This is a genomic window from Thalassospira lucentensis MCCC 1A00383 = DSM 14000 (assembly GCF_000421265.1).
In the GTDB taxonomy this organism is placed as follows: domain Bacteria; phylum Pseudomonadota; class Alphaproteobacteria; order Rhodospirillales; family Thalassospiraceae; genus Thalassospira; species Thalassospira lucentensis.
On the sequence record NZ_ATWN01000015.1, the window covers coordinates 1 to 12,664 of the forward strand.

Below are 12,664 nucleotides of genomic sequence, written 5' to 3' on the forward strand. Positions count from 1 at the left end.
CAGACAAGCTTGCACCGTCCGGAACACCGGAGATCGTAACCGTCAGAACTTCCGAGCTGTCCGTCAGACCAGCATCAATATCAAGCGCAATCGCTGAATCTTCAGTACCAGAGGCATTCGAAGTCTCAAGCGTTGGCGCATCCGCAACGCCAGCAACATTAACTGTCAGGCTATCTGTTGTTACGGCGACATCTTCGCCATCCGCAGACTGAGCAGTGACGCCCAGATCAAAGCTGCCAGAGAAGTCATCAGCAGGCGTAATCGTCAGACCTTCGAGATCACCCGATGACAGCGTCCAGGTACCGTCACCATTATCCGTACCCGCAGACAGGGTCGCACCATCCGGAACGCCAGAGATGGTTACTGTCAAAGTTTCGCTGGAGTCCGTCAGACCCGCATCAATATCAAGCGCAATCGCACTGTCTTCCGAGCCACTGGCATCAGACGTTTCCAGCGTCGGCGCATCCGCCGTACCGCCAACATCGACGGTAAGTTCTTCCATCACGACGGCGGTGTCATCGCCGTCGGTGGTCGACACCATAACGGTCAGGTTGATTTCGCCGCTGAAGTCATCCGCAGGCGTGATCGTCAAACCTTCGAGCTGTTCAGGCGTGAGCGACCATGTGCCGTCCCCGTTATCGGTACCAGCCGACAAGCTCGCCCCGTCAGGGACGCCCGAAATCGTGATAGACAGACTTTCACTGCCATCAAGAAGTTCGGTATCAATGCTAAGCGCGATCGCGCTGTCTTCAGAACCGCTGGCATTTGAGACATCAAGTGTCGCGCCATCGGCAACACCGGCAACATCAACCGTCATGATCGAGCTGCTTGATGCCGTTGTCCCGTTGCTTTCGCGGCTGGTCGCCGTCACGCTGAGGTCGAAACTGCCGCTGAAATCGTCGGCTGGCGTGATGGTAAGCCCCGCAAGCTGGCCCGCCGAAAGCGACCAGGTCCCGTCACCATTATCGGTACCAGCCGATAAGATTGCGCCATCAGGCACACCGGAAATAACGATTGTGAGCGTCTCATTGCCGCCATCAAGATCATTCAGGGCCGCAGAAACATTAAGTGAAATCGCGCTGTCTTCCGAGCCACTGACATCACCGGCCACAAGGTCAGGCGCATCGGCAACTTTGGCAGCTTCGACAACATCTTCGACGATGTCGTCAACGGTATCGTCTTGCGTGTCCGCGGTCTCGTCGAGAGCTTGCTCCTCAGCCTCCGCGTCGACCTCAGCAGCCTGCTCTTCGGTCGGCACGACATCCGGGTTAAGGCTTTCACGGCCTTCACGGCCGGGAACGTCCCGTTCACCGCGCAAATCGGTTGTATCGTTGGTTGAGAGGTTGCTTTCAGGCAGGTCAACCGTGCTGGGATCCGATTTAAGCGACACATCATCCGCCCCCGCCCCACCGGCACTGGAATCAGCTGTGTCTGCACCCGTGTCGACGTTGCGATCAAACTCGGCCTGCTCAGCCTGAGCTATGGTTTGCTTTTCGGTGGCTTCAGCAGCCTGACTGCGTTCCTGACGCTGACTGGATGCGTTGCGCCGACGGAAGGTTTGCTGTTGCTCGCCCTGTGGGTTAAAGACCTGATTGCCGTAGTGGACAGATCCTAATTCCTGATCGGGCACGCTGGGGGCATTGGCCTGATCATCATGCAGCTCAACCAGCTCTTCGCTTTCGTCACCCTGATCATCACCGCGCAACAAATCATTCGGTGCATCTTCTTGATTGAAGTCACCGTTGCCATTGTCACGTGCGTTTTCAGTTTCGCGAGGATCGTCCGCCATTCACCCACTCTCCGTAAAGTGCGAGATGGATACACCCACCCCACACCTCTATACATTAGTATAGATTCTCTGATTTAAACCAGAGAAATGTGTGGCCGGGCAGTAGAAATGAGCATTTCATTTCCAGCGGGACCAATTAAATGCTCATCGTTCAGAGAACGCCTGATCAAGCGAGACATAGACCGGTTTCAGCAGATACTGCAGAAGGGTCCTCTCCCCGGTCTGAATATCCGCCTGAACGGTCATCCCGGGTATGATCTTTTGAGCAGAAGCCCCCTCACCGACAGAGTCAGCGTTAAGAGCAACCTTACCTTTATAATACGGTTGGCCTTCTTCGTCTACAAAAGTAGAGGCCGATATCGATACCAATTCACCCTTGATACCACCATATCGTATAAAGTCGAAGGCACTGACTTTAACCGTGACCGGCTGACCAAGATGAACATGTCCGATATCCTCAGTCGATATACGGGTTTCCGCAATCAGCACGTCATCTGCCGGGACCAGTTCCATCACCACCTGTGCCGGAGCAATGACCCCGCCAATGGTTGAGAATTGAAGCCCCTTGATATAGCCACGCGCAGGCGCCACGATTTCAAGTCGCGCGACACGGTCACGCAATTTCCGCAAGGTTTCGCTGGCCTGTGCGATTTCACCGCCAAGACGACCAAGCTCGGTAATCGCTTCTTCGCGCTGACTTTTTTCCAACTCATTAAGCCGCAAATTTGCTTCGGCGATGGTTTCGCGCGCACGTGCCTTTTCGGCAACCACACCCGAAAGACTGCCCTGTGCTTCGTTCAGTTCACGCTGAATATTCAGGAAAAGCACCTTGGAGTTAAGCCCCTGTTCATAGAGCGAACGACGCATGGTGACTTCCTGATTAAGCAAACCAAGCGATTTACGAAGGGTCGCTTCCTGCTGGCTTAGCTGTGCCAGCTCCGCATTGCGTTCCTTGATCTGAACCTGAAGAATTTCGGTTTGATTGGCATCAAGTTCAGTCTGGATATTATAGATTTCCTGCTGATTGAGCGCCAGTTCAGGATATTGCCCCAGCATTGTCGAAAAATCAGGCACGCGGCCTTCAGCCAATGCGCGATAGCGTTCGGCTTCCAGACGTAAGTTGCCAAGTTTGGTTTCGGTTTGCGAAAGCTCCGCCTGCGCTGATTCGGGCTTAAGGCGGATCAAAACCTGCCCTTTCTCCACCAGATCACCATCGCGGATCATGATTTGGTCAATGATCCCACCTTCAAGATGCTGGATTTTATTGACCGCACCGGTTGGCATGACCTGACCAAACGTGATCGCGGTTTCCTTGATTTGCGTTGTCGCCGCCCATGCAATCAGGGCCAGAAAACCGACCGAAAGCATAATCAGGGCGGACCGCACAAAGATCGAAATCCCACCTTCTTCAAGCAATACCGCATGCGACAAATAGCGCGCCATACGTCGTGAACGACGGAACCGCTCGATCGCAGTATTCTGAACTGCCACGTCACTCATAAGTAGCCTCCGTCTATCACTTGCTGCTTGATCCGTTCGGGCGGCGCGTCACCACGCAACTGTCCGGCCTCAAGCACAAGTATGCGATCAGCCAGATCAAGATGACTTGGCCGATGGGTAATGAGAAAGATGGTCGAACCGCCCCGCAAACGATTGATCGTATGCTGAAACGCCCGATCTGCTTTTTGGTCCAGACCATTGGTCGGCTCATCAAACAAAATGACCGGGGCTTCGCGAACAAATGCACGCGCCAAGGCAAGGCGCTGCAGGAAGCTTGCGGAAAAGCGCGAAGAATGCTGATCCCCGACACGTGTCGAGAAACCCTTGGGCAAATTCTCGACATCCTGCAAAACACCCGCCGACATACAGGCCATCCGCAAATCATCCTGTGATGCCACCGGGTTCGCCAAACGCAGGTTTTGCGCAATGGAGCCGCGGAAAAATTCGATATCCTGCGGCACATATGAAATCGCCTGACGCAGGTTTTGCGGATCCATCTGGCGAATATCGGCCCCATCAATCAAAACCGCACCAGCCTGGGGTTGATACATCCCCGCCACCAGCTTGATCAGCGATGACTTACCCGCACCATTTGCCCCGACAACGGCAATGACCTGTCCCGGTTTAATATCAAAATTAACCCCGACAAGTGCCGGGTCTGACTCCGGGCTATAGCGGAAACTGACGCGTGAAAAACTGACAGCCCCGGCAAAACGACGCTGATCAACGGAACGCGGCACCAAGTCACCTTCGGGCGCAATCGTCATAAGCCGGTTAATCTGGCGCACACTGCCGCGCAATTGCGCCAACCGCGGCATACCGATAAAGGCCTGATTGATCGGGCCAAGAACACGCCACGCCAGCATCATCGATGCCACAAGGGCACCGACACTCATTTGGGCATTCATCACCTGATTGGCCCCGAAGGCCAACACCAAAGCGCCAGATGAAATCATAAGAATCTGTGCCAGCGTGTTGATCACGTTATTGACCATCGAAACCCGGAAACCGGCATAGGCCGTATCAGCCGAAATTTCGCGAAACCGCGACAACCAGCGTTTTTCCGACGCGGTATATTTCAGGGCCGACATCTTTCCGACCGTTTCGACCAGAAATTCCTGACGGTTGGCACCATTGCGCCCAAGCTCCGACACCCGACGTGAAACGATGGGGAAGGATATAAGACCAATCAGGACAAAAACGCCAATCAGCGCAATCGGGACCATGGCCAGCCAGCCGCCGAGATAGAACATCACAATCAAAAAGATCGGCACAAACGGCATTTCAAGCATCACCATGGCCATCGGACCGGTGAAAAACTCGCGCACACTTTCAAAATCACGGATACGCGAGATCTGGACACCGACCGGTGCACGTTCGGTGAATGCCGGCGGCAGTGCTAGCAACCGTTCAAAGATCGCCCCACTGACCAAGGTATCCAGTCGCGCCCCAAAATGGCTGACGATCTGGCTGCGCAATGTGCGCAGCACCCATGTCATGATCAGGATGATGCCAATACCAATTGAAAACTGGATCAACATTGAAATCGACCGCGTTCCAATCACGCGATCATAGATGCCCATCACGAAGATCGGCGTCGCCAATGCCATGATGTTGAGCATGAAGGTAATCAGTAACAACTGATACCCAAGCTGTGAAAACCGCGTCGCAATACCGCCAAACCAGCCGCGTTTGTCATCTTCGAAATAGCGTTCGCGACGGTTTGCGCTGCTGAACTGATAGAGCCTGCCGGGCAAGGACGACGCCTTGATCACTATCTCACGGTCGGTGCCGCCGTCATACACCCGAATGCCGTTTGCTTCCGGACGAATGACAACCAGTGCGGTGCCATTATCTGGCACAAACAGACACGGCATCAGACGGTCGTCAATCTGGCTAAACACCACATCGATTTCGCGCGACTGATAATTCAAATGCGCGAGAACATTGCGAAAATCAGTCAGATCAAGCGCCTGATCCATATGCGGCAAAGCTTCGGCAACCTGACGGGGCAAGCCGCGCCATCCCAAGGCCTGAAGCAATGGCCAAAGACAGGCATCAAAATCCGACTGGGAATCCGTACTGGCAAGGCCCATACGGTAATTTTGGGCAAATTCCATATTGTCGATATTCATGTCGACGCCCCCGCCTTAACAGAGACAGTGCCTTTTGAGCCAACCTTTGCAACCCGTTGATTGGTCCGCTTAAGGACCGGCACAAGACGTTGATCAACCAGGCGATATTGCTTGTTGGCCAGCGCAATCAATGACGGACGGTGTGACACCATCACAAGCGTGCAATGTTTCTTCAATTCCAGCATCAGGCTGGTCATGATGTTGTCACCCGCGATATCAAGCGAGCTATTAGCTTCGTCAAACAGCACAATACGGGGATAATCAATCAACGCACGGGCAACGGCGATCCGCTGTTTCACCCCGCGCGGCAGGGTTTCAGATGCCTGCCCGCCCACTTCGGTGTCATAGCCGTGCGGCATGCGCATGACGATATCATCAAGCCCGAGACGGCGGGCAATTTCGACCACACGTTCAACGCCGATGTCCTTGCGAAAACCAGTGATGTTTTCAATGATCGTCCCTTTGAACATCACGCCATGTTGCGGCAGATAGGCAATCTGGCGACGAATGGATTCAGAACTGTAGTTACCGATTTCCCTGCCATCGAGCAGGATTTCCCCCTGATCCGGACGTAATGCCCCCATCAACATCCACAGCAACGTGGTTTTACCGGTCCCGTTGTCACCGGTAATGGCAACAGACTCACCCGGCTCAATCACCAGATCAAGACCATCAAACACCTTTTTGCCATCGCCGTGCGCAAAGGACACATTGAGCAGCTCAATCTTGCCATCGAGCAACGGCATCTCGGGCGAACCATCATCGTCTTCTGGTTCTATCTCAAACAGTTCCTGACAGCGCTGGCGCGCCACCCGGATATTCTGAAACTGGGTCCACAAGCTCATAGCGCGCTGAAGGGGCTGAATAGACCGCCCGGCCAGCATGGTGCAGGCCGCAAGCCCCCCAACCGTCAGATCCCCATCAATCACCAGAACACTACCAACGGCGGCAACTAGAACCATGGTCAGCATTGAAAAGGTCGCGCTGGCATTGACGGCCGCGTGGGCGGAACGTGCCGCGACAAGGTCGTCCTCGGCACACTGAACCTGAAGCTGCTCATGACGACGGATCATCAAGTTTTCCATCGCCATCGACTTGATCGTATGTACCCCGGTAAGGGTTTCGATAATGAAATTATAGCGCCGCTCATCAGACTGGCTACGCTGATCAAGCGCCTTGCGTAATTGCCGCCCCAGCACGAGTGCGGTGATAAAAAACGCAATTAGAATGCCCAGCGGAACCGCAACAAGCACCCCGCCGATCACCGCAATCAGGCCCAGGAACAAAACAATGAACGGCAAGTCGATGACGGCCCCAATCGCCTGACCGGAATAGAAATCACGCAACATATTCAGGCTGTTAAGGCGCTGCAAATGTAACCCGGGGGCGGTTTTGTCATAATCGGTCAAACTTGCCGACAGCAGATGCCCAACAGCGGCCTGTGAACTGCGATGTTCAAACTTTGCTGCGGACAACGACGAAACATACGCCCGTCCCAAACGCAAGATGGCCTCGATCATCAACGCAGCCATCACACCAAGGATAAGAAGGGTCAGTGTCGGGATCGAGTTATGCGGCAACACACGGTCATAAACTTGCAGCAAGGTAATCGGCAACGCCAGTGACAACAGGTTGATCACCAATGCGGCAACCAACAAGGCAAAGCGGCCTGTCTGCAAATGCGACAATGTCCCGATATTCAATGCGGGATGTCGTCTGGCGTGACGTGTCATAGGGCCGACATACTCCGAAGATCCAAGTTTATACCACCCAAAAGGCAACAAACTATACCAATAGATAGTATCTAATACCTGATCCTCTTATCACTGGCAAGAAAATCCTGATCTGCATACAACCCTATACGATGGATCATCGTCAGTATAGTATATGCAGTGCCTACTTTATTCGTGTACTGGCCCGATGTGGATCACTTCGGGTCGGAATAAACGCAGTAATTTCAATGAAATTAGATGTCCTCATCGTCGCCGCGTAAACGATCAAGTGCACGTCTTTCTGCCTTTGTCGGCCGTCCGGAACCTGCTTCACGCGCGCCTACAGGGGCCGTGCGAATATCAGACACAGCTTCCTTTTTTGCCACGCGCGGCGGGGAATGATCGGTATAAAGCGCCTGTGCCTCAGGGGCGGGACCGCGACGTTCACCAAGTGCGACCACTTCGACCACACGAAGATGCGGCCCCTGAAAGAATTGCAGATGATCGCCCACCGATACCGTCGCACTGGCCTTTGCAATCGAGTGACCGTTCACCACAATATGGCCCGCCTGGCAGGCTTTGCTGGCAAGTGACCGCGTTTTATAAAACCGTGCGTGCCACAGCCATTTATCAACCCGAAGCTTTTCTGCAAGTTCCGTCACGACCGTCTCGGTTCCCGTATCATTGATCAAACATCATTTAACGCAACAGGCCTTCAAACGCAAAACGGCGACCCAAAAAGGATCGCCGTTCTGGAAATTGATATGCTACGCGATCAGCCTTTGGCTTCAAGCATTTCCTTGAGCTTAGCAAAGGGCGAGTCTTCGTTGATCTTGTTTTCTTTCACCGGTGCAGGATTGCGCCCACCCGGTTTTCCAGAACGATCACCGTTACCACCGCCACGGTTCGGACGATTACCACCCTTACCTTTTGGCGCGCCTTTGCCACCGCGTGCGTCCTGACGCGGACCGCGCTGACCACGACCAGCAGCACCACCGCCGCGCTTGCGACGATCAACCCGGACGAAGAATTTAACTTCGACCAGTTCATCACCATCCGCGTCGGTTTCAACCGGTTTTGCGTCGGCTGCGTCTTCACCAGCGCCCGCCTCGGCCTTGGCAACAACAGGTTCAGCTGCTGCTTCTGGCTCTTTGGCGGCTTCTTCGGCTTTCGCCTCAACCGGTGCTTGCGTTACTTCCGCTTCGGCTGGTTCTGGTGCCTCTGCATTTGCAGCAGGCTCAGCAGCATCCGTCTTGACGGCATCCTTGGCTGCATCAGCATTTTCTGCTTTCGCAGGTGCTGGTGCATTTTTCTCGGCGTCTTTGGCTTCAAGCGTCGATTTCTTGACCTTGGTCACCTCAGCACGCCAGCCAAGTGCGGTAAACACGCCTTCCGCCTGTTCGACCGTACAGCCCAGAAGTGACAGAAGATCGGGATCAGGACGGACTTTGCCGTCGTTTTCCCGTGCCTTCTGACGCAGCAATGCGGCAAAGCGTTCGAGCATATCAACACGTGCAGCCAAAGGCCCCACCGGCATATAGCCAGCCGCCAGATAGAACCCCTTGGAGTTCGCCCGGTCATTGGGCACCGACGTGCGGCCCGCAGGCGGCAGCTCTGGCAATGCATCAAGTTCGCGCGCAACGGCCCAAAGAATGCCACGCAGCTCAACCGGATCGGGCTTAAGCGCGTCAAGCACATGGACGGTTTCAACACCCAAACGCACGCCAAGCTTGGCAAGTGCTTTGCGGTCTTCGTCCGACAAATCCTTGACCAGGCTTTCAAGTTCCGAACGCGGAACACAGCCCAGACCTTCGTTCAGCTGGAACAAAAGACCCCGAATAGGCCCGGAAAGCTGACAGTCACGCAGACGGGTCAGCATTTTAAGCCGCGTTTCGATATGGGAATTGATGAAATTCTGCAGACGTGTTCGCACACGTTCGCGGGTCGGACCGTCAAAGAACTCGCTGTCGATCACATGGACCTCAGGAGACAGAACCGTGTCACCTTTTTTCAGCACGCCAACCTGCGCACCGCTCCAAATGACATCGAGCTGCCCATTCACCGAGAATTTATCGTCTTCATCGGTTTCAAGTTGTTTGACGCGCTGGGCGATTTCGCCTGTCAACGCGCGACGTGCGGCACTGGCAATTGCCTTGCCTTCGAAAGCAGCATCGGTTTCATCAGCGATGAAACGGAATCCTTCAAGACGGCCGACAAATTCACCTTCGACCTGTACTTCACCATTCGCAGTGATGGTAGACATGAGTTCAGACTTGTCCTTGAGACTTTTCAATAAAACCGAAGTTCGTCTATCGACGAACCTTTGGGTCAGGCGTTCATGTAGCACATCTGACAGCTTGTCCTCAATGGCACGTGTACGTTCCTGCCAATGATTGGCATCTTCGAGCCAGTGATGCTTATGCGATACATATGTCCAGACGCGAATACCTGCCAAACGTGATGATAACTGATCGATATCACCATCATAACGATCCAGACGCAAGACTTGTTCGCCCAACCAGTCGATTGGCAGTCTGCTTCCGGGTTTCGCCAGATAACGATAGATAGATGTTAGCAGCCTTGGATGCGTATCGGTATGGATATTTCTAAAGTCGGGAATCTGGCAGACTTCCCACAGCAATTGCACCCGATCCGGTGCCGTTGCAATCCGTGCAACATCCTCGTTCTGGGCCAGATGCTCCAACATAATTTCATCGACCGGCTCGCGCGCCAAAATCAGGGACGGGTCCTCTGACCGTCGACGCAATGATTTTTGCAGCGCATCGACGCTGCGAAATTCAAGTCGCGCATTGCGCCAGAACACTTTTGCCAGCGGTTCGAATTCATGTGATTCGATTTGTTCGATGATGTCGGGATCAATCCCCGAAAGGTTGCCCGTCACCCCGAACGATCCGTTGTTCATGTGGCGCCCTGCACGCCCGGCAATCTGTGCGGTCTCCGCCGCCGAAAGCGACCGATTGAATTTGCCGTCATACTTGTGCATGGCGGCAAAGGCGACATGATCAAGATCAAGGTTAAGCCCCATGCCGATTGCGTCCGTCGCAATCAGATGCTCAACCTCGCCATTCTGGAACATTTCGACCTGGGCATTGCGCGTACGCGGGCTCAGCGCGCCAAGCACCACCGCCGCCCCGCCCTTCTGACGGCGCACCAATTCGGCAACGGCGTACACTTCTTGTGCTGAAAACGTCACAATGGCCGACTGAGACGGAAGACGCTGGATTTTCTTGGCCCCGTTGTAGGTCAGGGTCGAAAAACGCGCGCGCGTGTCAAATTCAACATTCTCAACCAGCTTGCGGATCACCGGACGGATGGTTTCCGCCCCCATAAACATGGTTTCCGAACGTCCACGTGCATGCAACAGCCGGTCGGTAAACACATGCCCGCGTTCAGGATCGGCGCACATCTGGATTTCATCAACACCCAGAAATTCGACCTGCTTGGCCACCGGCATGGCCTCGACCGTACACATGAAATAACGGGCTGTTTTGGGCAGGATGCGTTCTTCGCCGGTAATCAGCGCAACCGCACCCTTGCCGACCTTGGCCACCGCGCGGTCGTAATTTTCGCGCGCCAAAAGACGCAACGGGAACCCGATCATCCCGGTCGTGTGTGCCAACATCCGTTCCATGGCCAAATGGGTCTTGCCGGTGTTGGTCGGCCCCAATATGGCAAGGATACGAGGACCGGATCGGGTTGAAATCTGCATCAAACTCTTTCAATGGACTGCCCAATGATCCGGGCCGCCCCATTCATCTGGCCTTTCAACACTCGAACCGCTGGAATGTCAAGCATTCAGCCCGCAGCCTCCCATGCGTCCGACGCAGGACCAAACAGTCTGTGGGGAAATTACGGTGTGTCGGGCTCGTCCATCTCAAGCAATCTGGCCCCCGGCCCGGCCTGTGCCAACTCATCATAAGGGTTGCGCAAGGGGCAGTCGGAAATTGACAGACACCCACAACCGATACATTGCCCCAATTGATCCCTAAGCCGGGTCAATTGATCAATCCGTTCATTCAGATCATCGCGCCACTGCGAGGACAGCTTTGCCCAATCCTCGGCCGTTGGCACCGTATTGCGTGGTAATTTATCAAGTGCCGCCCCAATTTCTGCAAGCGGAATACCCGTTTTTTGTGCCACCTTGATAATCGCAAGCTTCCGCAGGATACCCCGATGAAAACGGCGTTGATTGCCATCGGTCCGGATTGAGCTGATCAGGCCTTTCCGCTCGTAAAAATGAACGGCCGAGACGGAAATTCCGCAACGGCGTGCAACATCACCAACACTTAAATAACGCTGTAATGGTCCGACTTCCACCATTTTCAGTTCCCCTACCTGTGAAAAACAGGATGCATATTTTCCTGCTTGACCTGAACTATAGTTAAGGTTTTATAGCATTACTCCTTGTTGCGAAAATATCAAGGAGTCAAACCCGTGAAAGAGACATTCAATCTTGCTGTCATTTATGGCAGTGCGCGTGAAGGACGGTTCTGTGACACGGTCGCGAACTGGGCTGTCGAAACCCTGAAAAAAGACCCCGAGCTGTCCGTTGAAACGATTGATCCTGCTGTTCTGGACCTTCCGTCACGTCATGTTGACGATCAGCATCCGAGCATTGGCGAACTGCACACGGCCTTGAGCGAGGCAGACGCCTTCATCGTCGTCACCCCGGAATACAATCACAGTTTTACTGGCGAGCTTAAGTTGCTGATTGATGCTGCCAAACCGCAATGGCGGCGCAAACCGCTGGCATTCGTATCCTATGGCGGGATGTCTGGCGGCTTGCGCGCCGTTGAACAGTTGCGCCTTGTCTTTGCTGAACTGCATGTTGTCACCATGCGCGACGTGGTCAGTTTTCCCAATGTCTGGGACCTGTTTGACTCCCAAGGGCAGCCGACCAATGCCACCAGCAGCGAAAATGCTCTGAACCACATGGTCGGTGACTTGAAGTGGTGGGCAACAGCCCTTCGAAATGCGCGCTATCCGCATGCACAACAAGCATCACGGGCACCGCAAAAGGTGCTGGAGGTTTGTGCATGAGTGATCCCCATCAAACACCGACGGATGAAATCATCACCATCAGTCAGGTTACACCAAAACCCGGCCAATATGATGCCTTTGTCACGCTTCAGACAGCATTTCAAACCCGCGTCGCCCCGGAAATCGACGGACTTCTTGGCGGGCGTTTGTTCTGCGGAGACGATGGGAAAACGCTTGTCATCATGGCCCGTTTTCGATCTCGCGCGGACCTGAACAACTGGACGTCATCGCCCCGATTTGCCGAGCACATGCTCCGTGTCCGGCCAATGATTGAACCGGCAAACCCCGGTCGGTTCACCGTCCTTTACCAGTCAGGCAACGTTTAAGCCCACGCACATTATCCTGTGCAAGCGATGCAATTGCGTTTCGGAAACCCCTTGGGTCTGCCCCCATGGACCTGCCCCCTCGCGCCACCCGCCGATAGGGACTGTTCCGAAACACAAAACGGGGCGACCAACCGGTCGCCC

At 54.3% G+C, this 12,664-nt stretch carries 9 protein-coding genes; 2 read left to right on the forward strand and 7 right to left on the reverse strand.

The genetic code is table 11. The features are described from left to right. The 7 genes from K355_RS24745 to soxR all read right to left on the reverse strand — a co-directional run. The coding region (locus K355_RS24745; RefSeq protein WP_033369276.1) for an autotransporter outer membrane beta-barrel domain-containing protein at window positions 1-1,789 on the reverse strand (1,789 nt) is incomplete at its 3' end. 144 nt (window positions 1,790-1,933) lie between these two features. Continuing rightward, window positions 1,934-3,289 carry an HlyD family type I secretion periplasmic adaptor subunit gene (locus K355_RS0122005; RefSeq protein WP_022734332.1) on the reverse strand — a complete coding sequence of 452 codons (1,356 nt, stop codon included), beginning with the start codon at window positions 3,287-3,289 and terminating at the stop codon, window positions 1,934-1,936. Beyond that, the gene (locus K355_RS0122010) at window positions 3,286-5,424 is read right to left on the reverse strand and encodes a peptidase domain-containing ABC transporter (protein ID WP_022734333.1); all 2,139 of its coding nucleotides are present in this window, start codon (window positions 5,422-5,424) and stop codon (window positions 3,286-3,288) included. Before K355_RS0122010 ends, K355_RS0122005 begins: the two co-directional genes overlap by 4 nt. Then, window positions 5,421-7,157, reverse strand: a complete 1,737-nt coding sequence (locus K355_RS24750; RefSeq protein WP_022734334.1) for a peptidase domain-containing ABC transporter — start codon at window positions 7,155-7,157, stop codon at window positions 5,421-5,423. Before K355_RS24750 ends, K355_RS0122010 begins: the two co-directional genes overlap by 4 nt. 233 nt (window positions 7,158-7,390) lie before the next feature. Next, complete coding sequence (locus K355_RS0122020; protein WP_028791869.1) at window positions 7,391-7,798, reverse strand: RNA-binding S4 domain-containing protein; 408 nt, start codon at window positions 7,796-7,798, stop codon at window positions 7,391-7,393. Between the two features lie 113 nt (window positions 7,799-7,911). Continuing rightward, on the reverse strand, window positions 7,912-10,866 hold the full coding sequence (locus K355_RS0122025; protein ID WP_022734336.1) for a helicase-related protein: 2,955 nt from the start codon (window positions 10,864-10,866) through the stop codon (window positions 7,912-7,914). 140 nt (window positions 10,867-11,006) lie between these two features. Beyond that, on the reverse strand, window positions 11,007-11,477 hold the full coding sequence (gene soxR, locus K355_RS0122030) for a redox-sensitive transcriptional activator SoxR (protein ID WP_022734337.1): 471 nt from the start codon (window positions 11,475-11,477) through the stop codon (window positions 11,007-11,009). Window positions 11,478-11,591: 114 nt separating this feature from the next. Between soxR and K355_RS0122035 the strand changes: the two genes are divergently transcribed. Together K355_RS0122035 and K355_RS0122040 are read left to right on the forward strand one after the other, a co-directional pair. Further along, complete coding sequence (locus K355_RS0122035) at window positions 11,592-12,197, forward strand: NADPH-dependent FMN reductase (RefSeq protein WP_022734338.1); 606 nt, start codon at window positions 11,592-11,594, stop codon at window positions 12,195-12,197. Continuing rightward, complete coding sequence (locus tag K355_RS0122040) at window positions 12,194-12,523, forward strand: putative quinol monooxygenase (RefSeq protein ID WP_022734339.1); 330 nt, start codon at window positions 12,194-12,196, stop codon at window positions 12,521-12,523. The genes K355_RS0122035 and K355_RS0122040 overlap by 4 nt, the downstream gene beginning before the upstream one ends. The last annotated feature ends 141 nt before the right edge of the window (window positions 12,524-12,664 follow it).

Coding starts and splice junctions, on each gene's coding strand:
- K355_RS0122005 (WP_022734332.1), bottom strand. CDS start 3,289: ATGAGTGACGTGGCAGTTCAGAATACTGCGATCGAGCGGTTCCGTCGT.
- K355_RS0122010 (WP_022734333.1), bottom strand. CDS start 5,424: ATGAATATCGACAATATGGAATTTGCCCAAAATTACCGTATGGGCCTT.
- K355_RS24750 (WP_022734334.1), bottom strand. CDS start 7,157: ATGACACGTCACGCCAGACGACATCCCGCATTGAATATCGGGACATTG.
- K355_RS0122025 (WP_022734336.1), bottom strand. CDS start 10,866: ATGCAGATTTCAACCCGATCCGGTCCTCGTATCCTTGCCATATTGGGG.
- soxR (WP_022734337.1), bottom strand. CDS start 11,477: ATGGTGGAAGTCGGACCATTACAGCGTTATTTAAGTGTTGGTGATGTT.
- K355_RS0122040 (WP_022734339.1), top strand. CDS start 12,194: ATGAGTGATCCCCATCAAACACCGACGGATGAAATCATCACCATCAGT.